16 protein-coding genes and 1 pseudogene are annotated in these 16,715 nt (G+C 42.2%); 9 read left to right on the forward strand and 8 right to left on the reverse strand.

The features are described from left to right. Positions 1 to 38 precede the first annotated feature (38 nt). Positions 39 to 764 (reverse strand): SDR family oxidoreductase, encoded by a 726-nt coding sequence (locus VF412_RS17610; protein ID WP_331340581.1) that lies wholly within the window; start codon positions 762 to 764, stop codon positions 39 to 41. 106 nt (positions 765 to 870) lie between these two features. Between VF412_RS17610 and VF412_RS17615 the strand changes: the two genes are divergently transcribed. Then, a complete protein-coding gene (locus VF412_RS17615) occupies positions 871 to 1,842 on the forward strand; it encodes an AraC family transcriptional regulator (protein WP_331340582.1) in 972 nt (323 codons plus the stop codon). 5 nt (positions 1,843 to 1,847) lie between these two features. Here the strand turns inward: VF412_RS17615 and VF412_RS17620 are convergent, their stop codons facing one another. Continuing rightward, positions 1,848 to 2,303 (reverse strand): hypothetical protein, encoded by a 456-nt coding sequence (locus VF412_RS17620; protein ID WP_331340583.1) that lies wholly within the window; start codon positions 2,301 to 2,303, stop codon positions 1,848 to 1,850. A gap of 166 nt (positions 2,304 to 2,469) precedes the next feature. After that, a complete protein-coding gene (locus VF412_RS17625; protein ID WP_331340584.1) occupies positions 2,470 to 2,934 on the reverse strand; it encodes an Lrp/AsnC ligand binding domain-containing protein in 465 nt (154 codons plus the stop codon). Positions 2,935 to 3,088: 154 nt separating this feature from the next. Here VF412_RS17625 and VF412_RS17630 point away from each other — a divergent pair, with 154 nt between their 5' ends. The 3 genes from VF412_RS17630 to VF412_RS17640 all read left to right on the forward strand — a co-directional run bounded on the left by VF412_RS17630 (position 3,089) and on the right by VF412_RS17640 (position 5,596). Next, positions 3,089 to 3,430 (forward strand): hypothetical protein, encoded by a 342-nt coding sequence (locus VF412_RS17630; protein ID WP_331340585.1) that lies wholly within the window; start codon positions 3,089 to 3,091, stop codon positions 3,428 to 3,430. Next, on the forward strand, positions 3,430 to 4,056 hold the full coding sequence (locus VF412_RS17635) for a LysE family translocator (protein WP_331340586.1): 627 nt from the start codon (positions 3,430 to 3,432) through the stop codon (positions 4,054 to 4,056). Before VF412_RS17630 ends, VF412_RS17635 begins: the two co-directional genes overlap by 1 nt. 160 nt (positions 4,057 to 4,216) lie before the next feature. Beyond that, positions 4,217 to 5,596 carry an HD-GYP domain-containing protein gene (locus VF412_RS17640; protein ID WP_331340587.1) on the forward strand — a complete coding sequence of 460 codons (1,380 nt, stop codon included), beginning with the start codon at positions 4,217 to 4,219 and terminating at the stop codon, positions 5,594 to 5,596. 21 nt (positions 5,597 to 5,617) lie between these two features. On the opposite strand, the gene VF412_RS17645 is transcribed toward VF412_RS17640, so the two are convergent. Next, complete coding sequence (locus VF412_RS17645; protein ID WP_331340588.1) at positions 5,618 to 6,964, reverse strand: HD domain-containing phosphohydrolase; 1,347 nt, start codon at positions 6,962 to 6,964, stop codon at positions 5,618 to 5,620. After that, positions 6,961 to 8,001, reverse strand: coding sequence for a sensor histidine kinase (locus VF412_RS17650; RefSeq protein ID WP_331340589.1), 1,041 nt, complete (start codon positions 7,999 to 8,001; stop codon positions 6,961 to 6,963). The genes VF412_RS17645 and VF412_RS17650 overlap by 4 nt, the downstream gene beginning before the upstream one ends. Positions 8,002 to 8,168: 167 nt before the next feature. Between VF412_RS17650 and VF412_RS17655 the strand changes: the two genes are divergently transcribed. The 5 genes and pseudogenes from VF412_RS17655 to VF412_RS17675 all read left to right on the forward strand — a co-directional run bounded on the left by VF412_RS17655 (position 8,169) and on the right by VF412_RS17675 (position 12,828). Continuing rightward, positions 8,169 to 8,402, forward strand: coding sequence for a hypothetical protein (locus VF412_RS17655; protein WP_331340590.1), 234 nt, complete (start codon positions 8,169 to 8,171; stop codon positions 8,400 to 8,402). Then, positions 8,403 to 9,392, forward strand: a complete 990-nt coding sequence (locus tag VF412_RS17660; RefSeq protein ID WP_331340591.1) for a DUF6976 family protein — start codon at positions 8,403 to 8,405, stop codon at positions 9,390 to 9,392. Positions 9,393 to 9,572: 180 nt separating this feature from the next. Further along, a complete protein-coding gene (locus tag VF412_RS17665) occupies positions 9,573 to 10,508 on the forward strand; it encodes a universal stress protein (RefSeq protein WP_331340592.1) in 936 nt (311 codons plus the stop codon). 8 nt (positions 10,509 to 10,516) lie between these two features. Next, positions 10,517 to 11,538 (forward strand): annotated as a pseudogene (locus VF412_RS17670) (2-hydroxyacid dehydrogenase). Positions 11,539 to 11,577: 39 nt separating this feature from the next. Beyond that, a complete protein-coding gene (locus tag VF412_RS17675) occupies positions 11,578 to 12,828 on the forward strand; it encodes a GAF domain-containing sensor histidine kinase (RefSeq protein WP_331340593.1) in 1,251 nt (416 codons plus the stop codon). Between the two features lie 7 nt (positions 12,829 to 12,835). Here VF412_RS17675 and VF412_RS17680 read toward each other — a convergent pair whose 3' ends face one another. The 3 genes from VF412_RS17680 to ppsA are packed head-to-tail and all read right to left on the reverse strand — an operon-like array spanning position 12,836 to position 16,694. Next, entirely contained in the window at positions 12,836 to 13,765 is a 930-nt protein-coding gene (locus VF412_RS17680; protein WP_331340594.1) for a universal stress protein, read from the reverse strand. 10 nt (positions 13,766 to 13,775) lie between these two features. Further along, positions 13,776 to 14,219 carry a pyridoxamine 5'-phosphate oxidase family protein gene (locus VF412_RS17685; protein ID WP_331340595.1) on the reverse strand — a complete coding sequence of 148 codons (444 nt, stop codon included), beginning with the start codon at positions 14,217 to 14,219 and terminating at the stop codon, positions 13,776 to 13,778. Positions 14,220 to 14,237: 18 nt separating this feature from the next. Further along, the gene (ppsA, locus tag VF412_RS17690) at positions 14,238 to 16,694 is read right to left on the reverse strand and encodes a phosphoenolpyruvate synthase (RefSeq protein ID WP_331340596.1); all 2,457 of its coding nucleotides are present in this window, start codon (positions 16,692 to 16,694) and stop codon (positions 14,238 to 14,240) included. Positions 16,695 to 16,715: the final 21 nt, after the last annotated feature.

Here is a 16,715-nt window from a genome sequence, read left to right on the forward strand (position 1 = left end):
ACCTGAGGCGGACAGACAAAAGCCCGCCTCAGCATTCATCAGACTAACGTGCTGCCTCCGTCCAGAATTATCATTTGTCCTGTGCAATATTCTTCTTTCATCAGAAAGACATTTGCCTGTGCGATGTCTTCAGGTGTTCCTATACGTCCTACTGGAAGACGAAGTCCTGCATTTTCGAAGAAGTTTGATTTTTGGGTGTCGTCCATTTGCCCCCAAAGAGGTGAGTCCACGATTCCAGCGGTGATTCCATTGACTCGCAGAGGAGCAAGTTCGATGGCTAAAGCGCGAGTCAAGCTTTCGATAGCGCCAGCGACACTGGCGTGAATGGACCAAGCCTTCATTGGTCGCAAGCCAACAACTCCGTTTGTTAAAATCACTGAACCTCCCGGGCGAATCCAACGATGTGCATATTTTATGGAAAGAATAATTCCCCAGTAGCGTACTTCAAATAGTTTACGAGATTCTTCGATAGGGGTTTCGCTTAAAATATTTGGGTTCAGGTTCAAGGAATCGCCAGCGGTATAAATCAAATGATCGAAAGCCCCAATTTTTTCGAAAAGAGATTTGATCTCACTTTCATTTGTTGCATCGGCCGCGAACCCCTCAGCACTTGTTGGGAGTGACTGAAGCGCGGTAGCAATGGCATCTCTGCGATGTGAAACAATGACCACCTGAGCATTCTCTCGAGCTGCGGCCTGAGCCGTAGCTAGTCCCATGCCTGAGCTTCCACCAATGATGACAATCTTTTTTCCTTTTAATTCCATAGAGAACTCCTTTATAAGAATATTAGACCTGTATATCTGTCCTTTTAAGGCTATAAAGGACATAAATTCGGCTTTAAAAGACAAAATTTAAGAAGTTGAGGAGCCTATGGATATTCTGAGTGACTTCATTGGACTTGTAAGAACAGAGACGCATCTCTACGGCTCTTTGGAGCTTTCGGGAGTTTATGGTCTAAAATTTCCGGGACTCACAGGAGTATTTTTTATTGTGAATCAAGGTGCTTGTTTTTTAAGTGTTGCTGATGGGCCCAATATTGAATTGAAAACCGGCGATTTTGTTTTTCTTCCGGCGTTAAGACCGTTCACTTTAAAAAGTAGTAGAGACGTCAAAAAAACAAGTGCTATTGGTGATAAAAAGATGAAGAGCTACGTCGAGACCGGAAAGTTAAAGTTTGATGGGGATGGCGGCGGAGCTTCCACGTCCATGATTGCCGGATGTTTTGAATTTTCAAATCCCGAAAGCAAGTTAATCAAAGAGTATCTCCCTGAAGTTCTTCATATCAAGGCCAACGATTTTGATGAAACGCCATGGACCCATGCGATTCTGCGATTGATTTCTACAGAGTTATCTCAAGGGCGCCCTGGCTTTAAGGCGGCATTCAACAGACTCTCAGAGGTGCTATTTATTCATGCGATGAGGATCTACTTCACTCGCCCTTCGGTAAAAAATGAACCCAGTTGGTTGCGGGCCTTGAATGATGTCCAAGTTGGTAAAGCATTAAAGTTGATGCACGCCAATCTTGGAAAATCTTGGACAGTCACAAGTTTGGGAAAAGCCGTAGGCTTATCGAAATCAGGCTTTGCCGCTCGCTTTAAAAGCGCAGTTGGTCAGACGCCTATGGAACATCTTACCCAGCGTAGAATTTTAAAAGCAGCCCGTCTTCTTGAAGAGTCAGAATCTGCTTTGATTGAAGATGTCGCGAATACTGTTGGTTATGAATCTGAAAGCGCCTTTAGAAAAGCCTTTCGTAGGGAAATGGGCGCATCTCCGCGAGATTTCCGATCGGGAAAAAAAGAAAGTCTTACGAGGAAGAAAAGGCCGTCGGCGAACGGCCCTTAAGATTTCTACTGAGCAAGTTTATAAGTAATGACTTGGGTTTGTGGGCGAGAATGGCAAGTGTCCGCCACAGTGATATAGGTCACAGTGATTGTTAGATCTTTTGCGGAAATTCCAGTGCTGACGTCAGAAATGCCCTCAACAACAGCTTTAGCTAGTTCGCCGCTGCCGCATCCAGAATCCCATTGATTCAAAATTACTTTTTCAGCTGTGTAGCGAACCTTGTCTTCATTCTTGCGCGAAGATTCTGTCACGTTGAATTCGCCAGTGAAGTTTCCATAGCGTGCTTCGAAAACCAATTTGCTTTCATCGTCTGAAAGATGAACCGTATCGAAAACCAAGTTCATCAGATAATAAGGAACGGGTGAGGTGGCTTGATAGACGGCACCTGGAGAGTAGTCTTCAGGTCCTGCGCTTGCGATCAAAGGGCATACGAGGGCGATTAATGCGATCAACTTTTTCATAGAATCTCCTGTTCATGTTTGTTTGAAACAAGAGTCTTATAGAACAAGAGCGCAGAAAAAACTGTTTAGATTGAGTTAGCATTTTAAGTTTTCGATTAACTTTTGATAGCAGTTTCAGATATTTTGCACAGTTGCTATGTTCCAAATTTATAATGGCTCATAAGGATTAGCTCGGTTCAATCTCTCTCATCATTGGAGAGGCAAGGCAGATGAATGATTCAGTAGATTGAATCTCTTTGAGCGCCTGAAGTTTATCAGTCAGAAACGAATAATAGTCTTGAATAGATTTTGTCGCGACCTTCGCCATCAGTGCATAGCTTCCTGTCGTGTAGTGAGTTTCGATGACTTCCGGAAACTTTTGCAGTGTCTCTAAAACGTGAGCGCAGTCTTTTGCATTTTTCAAATGGATGCCGATCAGAATTGTAACTGAGTAACCTAATTTCTCGCGATCGATCATCACAGTGAAGCCTTTGATGATTCCGGCCTCTTCCATCTTTTGAATCCGTTGATGAATCGTTCCGCCAGAAACAACAAGATCCCTGGCAATTTCCAAAAACGGTTTTCGCGCATCCTTGAGTAGGTGCGTCAGAATCTGTTGATCTAAACTATCGATTTGATAATTTGCCGCCATTTTTTAAACCTCATTTTATCAATTTATCTGAAAATTGCCTTATAAATATCTAATTAATAATAATTAAACAATATAAATATCGATATTTACAATAAATATTAAATTTATTAATTATTCAGCAAAGGCTTAGATGCCAATAAAAAAGGAGATTTTTATGAGAAAAATGGCTTTTGCGATCTTAATTTTATTCTTGGGAGCCGCCGAGATCGGTCGCGCGTGCGATTCAGAGTTCTGCCAAGAACCTCGCCCAAAATGTGATTCCAGTTGGTGTGATCCCGCTGAACAGTGTCAGCCTGAAGCTGTCGCATTGAAAGCAGCCCTAGGAGTGCTTATGGCAGACGGTCATGCGGAGCCTCTCACTCATGAGTTGTATCCATCAAGCAGCCAGCAAGGAAGCTACGGAGTTGTTCTAAGCTATTCTGGTATACAATATTCTTATGCGGTTTCAGTGGATCGTCTAAGCTGCCAAGTTACTCGTGTGGAATTGAGAAAATAATGATCGCCTTTACCCAGCTCATAGCATTTTTAATTCCGACTCTGGCATTGAATATAACTCCGGGACCTGATTTGCTTTATGTCTTTGGTCATGGAGTCAGCGGAGGTTTTCGATCGGTGCGATATGCGGCCTTCGGTGTTTGGGCTGGGTATTTGGTTCATGTTCTTCTTGTCAGTTTGGGAGTTGCGACTCTTCTGCAACGTGATCCTGAAACTTTCAAAATAGTGAAGATGATGGGGGCCTGCTATCTTTTATGGATTGGTGGATCGCTAATTCTCAAAAAGAAAGAGCCTATAACGGCCACTACAGAGCAAAGAGCTTCTAAAGTAAATTTATTGCGACAAGGATTTCTCGTGAGTGCATTGAATCCTAAAGTCGCGGTTTTCTTTCTGGCGTATCTACCTCAGTTCGTGGACACAGCCAAAGGAAGGCCGGCATTCCAGTTGGCTCTCTTGGGTTTTATTTTCAGTATCACAGCAACGACTGTTAACATGAGTGCCGGATATTTCGCGGATATTTTGAGTCGAAGATTCTTTAACGAAGGAAATAAAACACAGATTATTTTAGATCGAATCTGCGGCGGAGTCATGATTGCTTTAGGCCTTCGCTTGGTACTTTTTAGTTAGCCAAAGCAGAGTGCTGAAATTAGAGAAAACTCAACTCTCATGTTTCAAAAAAAGAGGATACTCGCAATGTCCTCTAATGTCCTCCGCTAAGAGACCAGAATTCAAGATATCTTAAGATGATTTCTTTAAAAAATAGAAGCGACCGACGATGCTCGTTTGCATGAATCAACTGGATTTGGTTGTGATTTCTAAAAATAAGAGCTTCATCGAGCGATGCCGCACATTGTGCGCAGACTTTGATTTTCAATATGCTTACTTCGGATCTTCAGAAGACTTCTTCGAAAGAAGTGAGCATGCGCCAACGATTAAATGTTTTATCTTAGATTGTACGAAGTTTGAAAATATCCATGAGGCTGCAGGAACGATTCAAGTGGCTCGGCAAATGATGGATAGCTCCTACATCATTACGATTTTGAATTCCAAGGTTGATCCAGAAGGGATGGAACTTCTAAAAAAATCTGGCGCCAATCTGATTATGTTGGATAATGAATTTACCACGAACAGTAAGCTAGAGTTCGTGGCAAGCCAAGTTATCAAATCAGCATTTATTCCGGTGAAAGTTGCGGATCTAATTCCAGAGTCGCGAATCAATGGACATCTTTACATGCTGATGCCTGTAAATAGGAAGTTTCTAAAAATTTACAAGCCAGGTTCGAAGATAGATAACGCCTTTATCGCAAAATACACCGAAGCTAAAGAGCTTTATACTCATCGGAATGATCTTTCCGCTTGGGTGGAGTATGTACAAAAATATCAGGCCAAGGATGATAATGCAGGAGCGCGAAACTGCAGAGCGAATTTTTTAAAGCTTCAACAGGCTTTTTTGGAACTTGTCATTCTGATCAGTGATCAAACTGTTTCAACCTCATTTGCTGCGGGCAAAGAACTCTTCGCCCTTTGTGAGAAATTTTGCGCAGATCTCTTGGTCTCCTTAAAAGACGTGACGGCTCCGTGGGAGGCCGTGAATAATTCTTCCGTTGGTGATTTTGGATCAGTGGAAAGAGGAACGGCTGTCGCAGCTTATGCGGGTATGCTTGCAGAGCAGATTTCGCCAGAGGTCGCTCCCAAAGCGATGATGGGCGGTCTGCTTGCAGATATCGGATTGATTCTTGTATCTCCAGAGGTCAGCAGAAAGATCCGCACTGGAAACCTATCTCAACTGACAGGTGAGGAGCGCATGGAGTATGTAAAACATCCAATCTATGGGCTGAATCAAATTCTTTCTAAGCGTATTCCCTTGGATGACTTAATTAAAGATATGATTCTTATGTCCCATGAGCGTATAGATCAAAAAGGCTTTCCCAATAAGCCCGCCGCTATAAAAATGAAAGAAGAGCCCATGATCATAAGATTAGCACAAGAGCTTGACGATGCGTTGACTATCAAGCTTGGAAAGGAGCGCATTGATTTTGACAATACTTTTAAGTCGTTCCTGTCTGGAAAGCTCAATGAAGGAGATGGTTATCCTTTGATTATGCTCTTGAAACTAAACCCTCTCATTCGAAGAACAGGGAATGCTTCAGAATCCTCCCATAGCTAAAGTGTCAGCCCGATTGTCGAATTAGCTTGCGATCTTTGCGGGAAAAAGATCGCACAAACTTTTTAAACTGGCGGTATCTAGAAGTCCTTCCTTGGTTTCCATCAGTTTGCTGACTGCTGCATGGCCATCGATAGGATTTTCATTGTCGGGATTTTTTAAGGTTAAACAACAAAACGCATCGGCACAGGCTATGATGCGAGTGAGGGGATGGATCTTCTTTTTATCTATGCGGCGTGGAAATCCGGTTCCCATAAGGTCTTCGTGATGTTCGTAGGTGATCTGAATGACATCTGATGGAATTCCTTTAATAGACTCTAGAATCTCTTTACCTCGGGCGGGATGTGATTCTATAAGCATTCGTTCTTCCTTCGTAAGTTTGAAGCGATTTTTCTGCAAAAGGTCTGCAGGCAATTCTTTGAAGCCAATATTATGGAATAGACCTGCCATGGCGAGTTTAAAGAGAGTCTGCGGTGACTTAATACCCATTTTTTTTGCCATCATAACGGAATACATGCTGACTCCCAGACTGTGTGAGTACAAATAGTCATTGTGATCATTGAGTTGATCAAGAACGGTCATGGCGTCTTCCGAGCTTGTTATGACGGATAAGCTTGAGGATAGAAAGTCTTTTGCATTATTGAATGTATCCTTATCTGTGCCCTGAACGAAGGCCTGCTGAACGATAAGACCTCCAGTGTATTTCAAAAAGCGAAGTTTTTTAGTCTCGTCGACTTTTTCACTTGCATTGACTACACGAGAGACGTTGACAGTGAATCCAACGATACGAGAGAAGTCAGCTTGCTTGACGTAAAGGAAATGCACCCCTTTTTGCTTAAAAATTTTAAGCTTTTCTTCAGGAATTTTTCCGCCATTATGAGAGATCTTAATGTATTTATTGTCAGCGACTTTGACGAAGATACCGAACTCCGTATTTTTCTCGGTTAAAAAGTCTTCGACTGGTAACGAGCAGAAATCTTCATCTTTGCCTTCATCAATTTTCCAGGCGCTAGATCCGCCAAATAAACCATTAATCTTTGCCATAAGGTCAGCGGATTTAAATGGTTTCGGAATGAAATCCTTTGCGCCTAATTCATGAGCTTTGGTTGTCTCGAGAATTTCAGAAAATCCGGTCATTAAAATCACGGGAATGTCAGGTCGACGCAGCTTAATCCACTCGAGAAGTTCAATACCGGTGACCTTTGGCATTTTTATGTCCGTCAGGATGGCATCCGGAGTGACTCCTTCTGCCATAATGTTTTGAGCATGAAGTCCATTTTCTGCTTCGACGACTTCATAACTTTTAGATAGAAAGTCTTTTACAGCCGAGCGAAAAAACTCATCATCTTCGACAAGCAATATTTTTTTCATATAACACCTTCAAGGGAAAGTAGTTCTGTTTCTAAGCCTTGTTTTTTGGGGATCTCAACAACAAAGCATGTGTTGATTGAGCCAGGGTCTACAAAGAGTCTTCCTCCATGTCCTTTAATGATCCCCATTGAAATGCTAAGCCCAATACCAGTTCCTTTTCCAATTTCTTTCGTAGTAAAGAAAGGTTGGAATATTTTATCCAAAATGATGGGATCGATTCCAGGCCCAGAATCAGTAACGCGGAATTGAACGAAGTCCGGAGTCTGAGAGACCTGAAGATCCACCCACCGTTCAGGCAAACCTGCCGTTGCATCAATTGCATTACCCACAAGATTCAAAAGCACTTGAGTGACTTCAACAGGTCGGCACTCGATCGAGATGGTCTCGGGTGGAATTTTCCAAATTAGTTCTACGCCATCAGTGGTGAATCGATCACCGCATAGAATAAGAGCATCTTCGATGGCTTCTTGGACTGAATAGTTTTGAAAAGGATCCAGCTCGCCACTTCGCGAAAATGTGCGCAGGCCTTTGATTATCTTTGCTATGCGTTCAATGGTAGCGTCGGATTTGTGGAGGTAGTTTAAGACAGCTGTCTTATCAATTTCCTTGTTGTTTTCTAGTTCTGTAATGGCTTCTGAAAGAAACAGCTTAATCGCACTAAGAGGCGTGTTAATCTCATGGGCGATTCCAGCAACCATTTCTCCTAACGCGGACATTTTTGAAGCTTGAAGGGCGATGTTTTTTTGCTCGCTGATTTCGAATGAGCTGGATTCAAGAACATTATTAATAGAATCTTCTCTCTCTTTGCGAGATTGAAGATAGAGATAGCAAAGTATAATAGCCATGAACGAACAGAGCATCGAAAGTGCGCACATGATGTCAAAGAAAGTGTCTTGGACGGTTTCGCCGCGAGAATCGAACTGCAATAGCAGAAGTAACAGTAGAAGTGTGAAAATTCCAACGCCACTTGCGCGGATAGCTGGGCTCAATTTCGAAGAAGTGATTGCGACTGTCTCATTTTGTGGCGTTTCGCGCATATCAAAGTCCTCTGCGTTTATTTTATCGGGAGGTTGCTGACCCTACTGAATTCAAGAAATCTTGAATTCTGTTTTGTAATCTGTTTATGAGTTTTTTCTATATATTATTCTACTTAAGGGTCCGATAGAGTGGGTGGTGAGACGTTAACACTAACAAGCGATGTAAAATGCTACCTCCTAAAGACGATCCCTGCTGGCGTGAGCTTGTAGCGGGACAAACTGAATACCCTCTGCAGGCATTGGCAACAAAGATGCTTGTCACTCGTGTGAGACAACTTGTGAGCGGAAATCCCGCTTCAGAAAGAGTTGATGAAGCCATATCTATTGCCTACGAATTCTTTAAAAAGAACCAACACTCTGTCTCTACCGACATTAAATGTATATTTGGAGAGGGAACGTAAATGAAAACTCTATTTAATGTCACCGAAGTAACAAACATGATTCGGGCGGGAAGAAAGCTTCTTTTAGCTGGTGATGACCTGCTCTTGTCTCAGCTTCCGCGTGGGAATTGGGTCGGCGGAACGATCCCTTATTTTATGTCGGAAAAAGGCGGAATTGATACAAGTGATTTAATCCAGGTGGGTGAACTTCCTGATTTCATAACAAGCGTCAGAGCTTTGAGCTATGGTGCGCATGAGCTTCAAAATATTCCTTCTGATTATCCTGACAATGGGGTCTCTTTTATTATGATTCCGGCATTTTCTGAAGCGCATCGGGTATTTGCAGAAAGATGTTCAACATTTCCTGGCTTGTTCGATCGACCTTTGCTTGGATGGGTGACTGGCTTTCATCTAGAGAGAGATGCGCGAAAAATCGCCAAGACCTACAATGGATTGACTGGGGAATCATTTGCGGACAAGGCGGTGGTTCTTTCGCTGGAGCTTCCAGAAAACAAATTTGGACGTGTGAATATAATAAACCTATTTAATCAGGGTAGTGGAGACACTTTAGTCTTTAAAGAAACAGGGTTTGAAGTTGAGCGTTGTTTTGTAAACGGACAGGAAATGAGCTTCCGGGATTATATTCAAAGTCGTAAGATTGATACTCAACTACCTTTGGTCGCCAATTACTCTGGAGCGATGATTAATGTGAGCATTATGTCCGTGTCAGATTCTCATGAGAAGGTAAAACTCTATGCTCCTATTTTTGCGGACGTAGAATACAAGTTTGCCAATCCTGTCTCTGACTATGAGGCTGAATTTGATAAGCAAGTAAGTACTCTGAGTGTTGATAATCCCACGATATCTTGTAACTGCGTTTTGAACTATTTGTACGCTCACTTGAACGGAAAAAAGACCGGCAATATTATGGGGCCAATGACGTTTGGTGAAATTGCATACATGCTTTTAAATCAAACTGTGGTCTACATTAGCTTCGAAGATAAAGTTTAGAATGACTAGAGCTTTGCGCTTTAGTCGTTCTCACTTGGGGCTAGGCTTGTGCGATGCAATAAGCGCATGCGAACTTCACCTTGTCAAAAGACTCTATCCCAATTTTGGTTGATTTGCCTTTAGTATAATGTCTTATAGAGAATGTTATCGAAATTTCGATTCATTTATCAAAGAGGCGTTATGGCTAATAAATATATTCTTCTGGCTGACGACATTGAGGATCAAACGTCATCGGGCCGATCACGATCTCACTTACTACGAGATTTAGCAGCTGAATTCGCCCGCCGTCTTAAAGAGCCTTTGTGGGTTCTTTATGCTAACAAGGCTAAAACCAGTGATATTTCTGACAATCTTAAAAATTTAATAGAGACAGTTGAAAAGCGATCTGAAAAATTGGTTGAAAAGGAACTCTCTCATTATCCCATTGAATTTAAGATCAACTCTGTCAGTGGACATCCCTCAGATTGCATTATTAAAGAGGCAAGAGACACCGACTCTGTAGAGATGGTTGTCGTGGGCGCGCATCATAAAAAGGGTTTAAAAAAAACTATATTAGGCAGCGTCTCAGAAGAGGTGGTTCGAAATTCCTTGGTCCCTGTTTTGATCTTAGGTCCAGAAGCATTAAAGCAGAAGTATGAACTGCCTCTTGATGAGCCTTTGAGGATATTGTTCCTCAGTGATCTTTCAGGAGCTAGTGGACCCGCTGAAAAAGTGGCCATTGATCTTACCAAGAAACTTAAGGCTCAACTGACCGTCTGTCATTCGGTGGGACATCAGATTTTTCATCTTAAAGAGATGCTTTCTTCCTTGAGTACGGTTCCCTCTGATTCGCTTTTAAAGAACATTCGAAGAGGCGCTGAAAGTTCACTCACGCGAAAAGTAAAGCAGATCCAGAACAAGAATATTGATGTCGAACGTCTGTTAATCCGAGATGAAAGGAATATCGAGGATGTCATTGTTGAGATGGCAGATGATTCTTTTGATCTTATCGTAATGGGAACTCACACTCGAAATAAGGTTTTAACGGCATTTATAGGAAGCTCAGCAAGAAATCTGATTTTAAGATCACCTATTCCAGTCATGGTTGTTCGATCAGCCCCGATCAAGATGTATTAGGAGGTACCGTGAGGATCACATTCTTTGACACTCATCATTTCGAGAAAGATTTCTTTCAGCAAGAAAATAAAAAATATTCTTTCGATATACAATTTGTGGAAAGTCGACTTAATGTCGACACTGCTTCGCTTGCTGAAGGAAGCCAAGCGATTTGCGTTTTTGTAAATGACAAGCTTGATGAGGCCTGCATTTCTAAATTGCATTCAATAGGGGTGCGACACATTGCTCTTCGTTCGGCGGGATTTAATAACGTGGATCTGATGGCGGCACAAAAATATAATATTTTAGTGACGAGAGTTCCTGGATATTCTCCCTATGCAGTCGCAGAATTCGCATTTGGAATTTTACTTTCTTTAAATAGAAAAATTCACCGGGCGTACTGGAGAGTTCGGGATTTAAATTTTTCTTTAGATGGGCTGGTTGGATTTGACTTGCACGGAAAAAAAGTCGGCGTTTTAGGGGCCGGAAAAATTGGAAAAATCTTTGCCATATACTGCAAGCTTGTGGATGTGAAGTGATGATTTGCGATCTTGTCAAGGACCCCGAGTTAGAAGGACGAAAGAATATTTCCTATGTAAACTTAGGGACTTTGTGTAGAGAGGCCGATGTGATCTCTTTACATGTTCCTCTGACTCCAGAAACGCATCATATTTTGGATGTTCCACAGTTTGAAATGATGAAGCCGAGTGTATTGATAGTGAATACGGGGCGCGGGGCTTTGATTAACTCCAGGGCTCTTTTAGAGGCTTTAAAGAAAGAAAAAATTGCGGGAGCAGCTCTAGACGTCTATGAAGAGGAAGAAAATATCTTCTTTCAAGATCTGTCAGGAAAAGTTCTGCAGGACGACCTCTTGGCCCGCTTGCTGACTTTTCCCAACGTTTTAATCACTTCACATCAGGCATTTCTAACCAAAGAGGCTCTTCAGAATATTGCTAAGACAACTCTACAAAGCATTGATGATTACGCTAACGGGCGATCTGTAGGGGAAACAAAGGTCGTTTTGCACGAGACCCATGTTCGGCAAATTTAGAGCTTTAGAAAACCACAAATCAATTTCGGAATAATGACTATGGACAGAAACCTGGATTCAAATAGTGATGCAATCAATTCCCTTCTTGGAAAAGTGATTCGTGAAATTAACTTAAAGATGGGATCAGGTTATGCGTTTGAGCAGCTTCTTGATGCATTTTTTGATTCGCTTGGTCTGCTTATTCCATTTGACCGAATGGGTATAGCGCTTTTGGAAGAGAATCGCGAAAGAATTCGCTTAGTTTGGGTAAGATCAAAAATGCCTGTCGATTCCCTTAAGAAAAATTATTCATCACTTCTTGTCAGTAGCAGCTTGAAAGAGATCATCGATTCAGGAAAACCGCGAATTATAAATGATCTTGAACAATATGCGCAGACGCATCCTAACTCTGAGTCCACGCGATTAATTTTAAAGGATAATATTCTTTCAAGTTTAACTTGTCCACTGTGGTCGGAAAGCAAGGCTATCGGTGTAGTATTTTTTTCGAGCCGTTTCAAAAATACCTATGATAATTCGCATGTAAACATATTTTGTCCCTTGGCGGATGAGCTTTCTGTGATCGTCGAACAAGCTCATCTTAAAAATGCATTTGCAGAAATGGAGCAAAAGGATAGGGCTTTTGCAAAGGTTCTTCATGATTTGCGATCGCCTCTTAACGTCATAGAAGGCTATTTGGATTTAACCGCCAGTGAAAATTGGTATGAATCCCTTCCCGAAACAATCAAAGATATTTTCGCCATTCTCAAAAGAAATACAAACTCTATGGTTTCTCTTCTTGATGACATCTCGAGTATGCAATCTAAAGAAGGAACGCCTCGTCTTATGATCAAAGAGATCGATTTACATGATTTCTGCAGCGAACTGATTGCCTCGGGAAGAATCTTGGCTAGGGGCAAAGACATTGATTTTCTGGCACGGGTGGCGCCAGGTTTGCCTCATAAATCTGAATTTGATCACAACCAGATTCGTCGAGTTGTGGAAAATCTCTTCTCTAATGCGGTGAAATTCTCGTTTAGAAAAACAGAAATCATTTTCTCGGTATGGCATGAGGATGGCAAAATTTATTTTTCTGTCGCCGATAAAGGTCAGGGAATTAAAGGTGACGAGATTCCTAGACTTTTTAAGGAATTCGGTAAAACAAGCACCTTGCCCAGTGAAGGAGAACCCAGTTCTGGCCTTGGACTTTGTATTTCAAAGGGTATTGTCGAGGCCCATGGGGGACAGATATTCGTGGATTCTCACTTCGGTCAGGGATCGACATTTTCGTTTTGGATACCTATAAAAAAGTAGCATCTATCTATGATGGCACGACGATAATGGGGACAACAGAGTTAAGCACTGCTGATCGTGTTGAGCTTCCTACGAAAGCTCTTAGAACTTTGGAGCGTCCTCTTGTTCCCATGATAACAAGGTCATATCCTCGCTTAATTTCTGCTGAAATAATGTTCGCAAGCTGACTTTCTTGAGTTAATAGTTTGCCTTCAACATGTACGCCTTTGGTTTTCAATGTTCTGATTTTCTTTTGTAAGGATCGAGCTGCGTTTGCGTAAATTGCTTTGAAAGTTTCCTCTATGTTGTCGGCTACAAATCCGCCCGAGTAAACATTGTACTTTATTTCTAAGACCTGATCGCCGACAGAAAAACAAACTGTCAGATTGGCGTCTAATTCCTTTGCTAAAGAGCGAGCATATTCTTCGGCATTTATCGAGTTGTGTTTTAGATCTGAAAAGAGAACGATATTTAATTTCTCTTTCCTTGAACGATTGAATTTGTAGGAAAGGGCCTTAGGACCAAGAACCATGACGGGTTGCCTTGAGTGTCTCAAAACATCCTCACACACACTTCCTAAGAAGAGAGATTTAAGCGTTTTGCGATTGCGTGTCCCCATAATGAGAAGTTCCGGCTTCGGAGAGGTGTTGACCGTCTCAATAATTTGTTCCGATGGGGACCCTGGTTGAATTGTTAAATCGACATCTTGGTTAAACTGCTTGTTAGCTTGACGATGAAAGGCCTGAACCTGATTTTTCCACTCGGTAGCTCGCTTAAAGTCAAAGCTCTTAAGATGATGAGACTTTTTGGCTATGTTATCGATATAGATCATTTTGATATTCAGTTTAAGGCGATCTGCCATAAACTTTGTGGCGTTCTTTATTGCCGTCGATCGTTGCCAGTCTGACGATGATTTATCGCGAAGGTCATCAGCCAGCAGAACATATGGTTTTCGCATAGCAAAGCTCCTATATTTCGAAGCGACCTGTGATTGATTTTACATTGATCTTGTAAATGATTGCGGACTCGATTTGTGCGGTCATATCTAAAGCTAATGAAGACCCTAATTCCACGGCTTGATTCATTTTCATAATGAGCATGCGCATGGCTCGAGAGGCTTCGTCATCGCGAAGTTCTTCAAATGTTCCCCAGGCAATAGCGCTCTTCCAATGATAGAAGTCTTCGATTTTTTCAACCTGAACACAAACCTCCGGATTTTTTCTCATGAGGTCGATTTTTCTTCCCGGTGCTGAATGGCTGTAGATGGTGTTGTCGACATAAAGATAAGAAATGGGTACAAGATATAATTCTTTTTGATGGTGACAAGCCAGATGACCGAAAGAGCATTCTTCGAACAGGGCTCGAGCCTCGGTTGTCGATAGAGATTGGAGGTTGTGGTGATAGGGCTTCATAGAATCCTCTGTACATTTTTAAATCTGGTGATCTATCGAAGGTTGATTCTGTTTAGTGCCTTTTCGTTTTTTCTCTTCTTCCAAAATAACTTTAAGTGTTTTTAGAATGGCATCGGCATTGAGTGAAATGCTGTCGATGCCCTCTTTAACTAACATTGTTGAATATTCCGGATAATCACTTGGTGCTTGACCACAGATACCAATTTTCTTTCCTTTTTTTCGAGCTGTACGAATCGCAGAGGTGATCATGTATTTAACGGCTTCATTTCTTTCGTCAAACTTTTCTGACAGAAGATGAGATTCTCTATCAACCCCCAGGACCAACTGCGTGAGATCGTTGGAGCCTATTGAGAATCCGTCGAAGATGTCAGCAAATTGCTCTGCTAAAATCACATTGCTAGGAATTTCACACATGACATAAACTTCAAGGCCATTTTGTCCTTGAATGAGGCCATTCTTTTTCATTTCAGCCAGAACCAGTTTGCCTTCCTCGGGAGTCCGACAAAATGGAACCATGACCTTGAGATTTGTCAGGCCCATATGATCACGAACCCGCTGAATGGCTTGGCATTCCAGTGCAAAGCCTTTTTGATAAAGCGGGTGATAATATCTCGAGGCTCCGCGCAGGCCTAGCATCGGATTTTCTTCGCGAGGTTCAAACTGCTCTCCGCCAAGAAGGTGAGAGTATTCATTGGTTTTAAAGTCGCTGAATCTTAAAATCACATCTTTGGGATAAAATGCAGAGGCTATCATGGCGATCCCTTCTGAAAGTTTATCAACAAAATATTGTGACATATATTTGTAATGTTTTGTTAGTTCAATGATTTCGCTTCTAACTGTATAGTCTCTGAGATCATTGAAATGAATGAGAGCTAACGGGTGGACCTTCACGTAGTTGGTTATTATAAATTCTTGTCGCGCTAAGCCCACCCCATCTTGGGGGAGAAAGGACAATGCCATCGCTTTTGCAGGATCTGCGATATTAAGCATGATTTTAGTGTTGGGGCGTTCAAGTTTGCCGACGTCCACCTCTTCCACAGAGTATTTTAAGAATCCGTCGTAGACATTGCCAACTTCACCCTCTGCACAACTGACGGTGACCTTCTGACCATTGTGTAAAATACTGGTCGCATTTTTTGTTCCGACAATCGCGGGAATGCCGAGCTCACGGCTCACAATGGCGGCGTGACAAGTTCTGCTTCCGCTATTTGTGATAATCGCTGAGGCATTTCTCATGATGGGTTCCCAGTCTGGGTCTGTCTTATCTACGACGAGGATTTCTCCGGATTTAAGCTGGTCCCGATCTGATAGACTTTGAAGGACTCGAACTTCGCCCTTGCCAATTTTATTTCCAACGCTATGACCTTGAATGAGAAGTTTACCTTTTTCCTCAAGATGTGACTCCGTTATGATGGTGGCTCGTCTTCGAGAGTGCACTGTTTCTGGACGGGCTTGAACAAGATAGAGAAGTCCGTCTTTACCATCCTTGGCCCATTCAATGTCTAAAGGTGTGCTTTCGCCTCGAAGTTTACTATAGTGTTCTTCAACGAGGACTCCCCAGCGGGCAAGCTCCAAGATATCTGGATCGGATAAGACATATTGTTCGCGATCTTCAATGGAAACCGGTATATTGCGAGTCAGTCTTTCGCCACCGACATCATAGATGAGTTTGGTCTCTTTGCTGCCAAGTTCTTTACGTAAAATCGGTTGAATCGACTCTTTAAGAGTAGGTTTGAAAACAAAATACTCATCAGGGGTGACGAGGCCTTGTACGACATTTTCCCCTAGTCCATAGGCAGCGCTAATTAAGACAACATTAGGAAATCCGGTTTCAGTGTCGATGGTGAACATGACTCCTGCACAGGCTAAATCAGAACGTACCATCTTCTGAACGCAAACGGATAAACTCACCTTAAGCTGATCAAAACCGAATCTGTTTCTGTAAGAAATGGCTCGTTCCGTAAAAAGGGAGGCGAAGCATCTACGACAGGCTTCAAGCAATTGGTGTTTTCCCCGAACATTAAGATAAGTTTCTTGTTGGCCAGCGAAGCTTGCATTGGGCAAATCTTCTGCTGTGGCACTGCTGCGAACGGCTACGTCAGTTTCAGATTCTCCCGATTCAGCACTTAATTTAGCATAGGCTTCTAGAATCTCCCGTTCTAGACCCTGGGGCAGAGGCGACGTCAGTATCAGTTGACGAGCCCAATAAGATTTTTCAGAAAGACTCTCGGAGCTTGTGATATTGATTTCATCAAAAAGATCTTTAAGAGGTGTTGATAGGTTATGCTCTTTGAGATGATCTTGAAAACCTTGAGTTGTGATTGCAAATCCATTGGGAACACGGATGCCAACCTTTGAAAGGCTATTGTACATCTCGCCCAACGAAGCGGTTTTCCCACCTACGACCTTTATTTGATCAGCGTGAATTTGATTGAGCCATAGAATTCTTGGGAGATTTTCTGAGGATTTCTCCATGATATACCTCCAAATTTAGGA

The organism is Bdellovibrio sp. (assembly GCF_036384735.1).
Lineage (GTDB): Bacteria > Bdellovibrionota > Bdellovibrionia > Bdellovibrionales > Bdellovibrionaceae > Bdellovibrio.

What these genes read in the sequence shown, in the direction of transcription:
- ppsA (WP_331340596.1), bottom strand. Translation starts at nt 16,694, where the DNA reads ATGGAGAAATCCTCAGAAAATCTCCCAAGAATTCTATGGCTCAATCAA.
- VF412_RS17645 (WP_331340588.1), bottom strand. Translation starts at nt 6,964, where the DNA reads ATGAAAAAAATATTGCTTGTCGAAGATGATGAGTTTTTTCGCTCGGCT.
- VF412_RS17635 (WP_331340586.1), top strand. Translation starts at nt 3,430, where the DNA reads ATGATCGCCTTTACCCAGCTCATAGCATTTTTAATTCCGACTCTGGCA.
- VF412_RS17650 (WP_331340589.1), bottom strand. Translation starts at nt 8,001, where the DNA reads ATGCGCGAAACGCCACAAAATGAGACAGTCGCAATCACTTCTTCGAAA.
- VF412_RS17685 (WP_331340595.1), bottom strand. Translation starts at nt 14,219, where the DNA reads ATGAAGCCCTATCACCACAACCTCCAATCTCTATCGACAACCGAGGCT.
- VF412_RS17610 (WP_331340581.1), bottom strand. Translation starts at nt 764, where the DNA reads ATGGAATTAAAAGGAAAAAAGATTGTCATCATTGGTGGAAGCTCAGGC.
- VF412_RS17620 (WP_331340583.1), bottom strand. Translation starts at nt 2,303, where the DNA reads ATGAAAAAGTTGATCGCATTAATCGCCCTCGTATGCCCTTTGATCGCA.
- VF412_RS17660 (WP_331340591.1), top strand. Translation starts at nt 8,403, where the DNA reads ATGAAAACTCTATTTAATGTCACCGAAGTAACAAACATGATTCGGGCG.
- VF412_RS17630 (WP_331340585.1), top strand. Translation starts at nt 3,089, where the DNA reads ATGAGAAAAATGGCTTTTGCGATCTTAATTTTATTCTTGGGAGCCGCC.
- VF412_RS17665 (WP_331340592.1), top strand. Translation starts at nt 9,573, where the DNA reads ATGGCTAATAAATATATTCTTCTGGCTGACGACATTGAGGATCAAACG.
- VF412_RS17675 (WP_331340593.1), top strand. Translation starts at nt 11,578, where the DNA reads ATGGACAGAAACCTGGATTCAAATAGTGATGCAATCAATTCCCTTCTT.
- VF412_RS17615 (WP_331340582.1), top strand. Translation starts at nt 871, where the DNA reads ATGGATATTCTGAGTGACTTCATTGGACTTGTAAGAACAGAGACGCAT.
- VF412_RS17680 (WP_331340594.1), bottom strand. Translation starts at nt 13,765, where the DNA reads ATGCGAAAACCATATGTTCTGCTGGCTGATGACCTTCGCGATAAATCA.
- VF412_RS17625 (WP_331340584.1), bottom strand. Translation starts at nt 2,934, where the DNA reads ATGGCGGCAAATTATCAAATCGATAGTTTAGATCAACAGATTCTGACG.
- VF412_RS17655 (WP_331340590.1), top strand. Translation starts at nt 8,169, where the DNA reads ATGCTACCTCCTAAAGACGATCCCTGCTGGCGTGAGCTTGTAGCGGGA.
- VF412_RS17640 (WP_331340587.1), top strand. Translation starts at nt 4,217, where the DNA reads ATGAATCAACTGGATTTGGTTGTGATTTCTAAAAATAAGAGCTTCATC.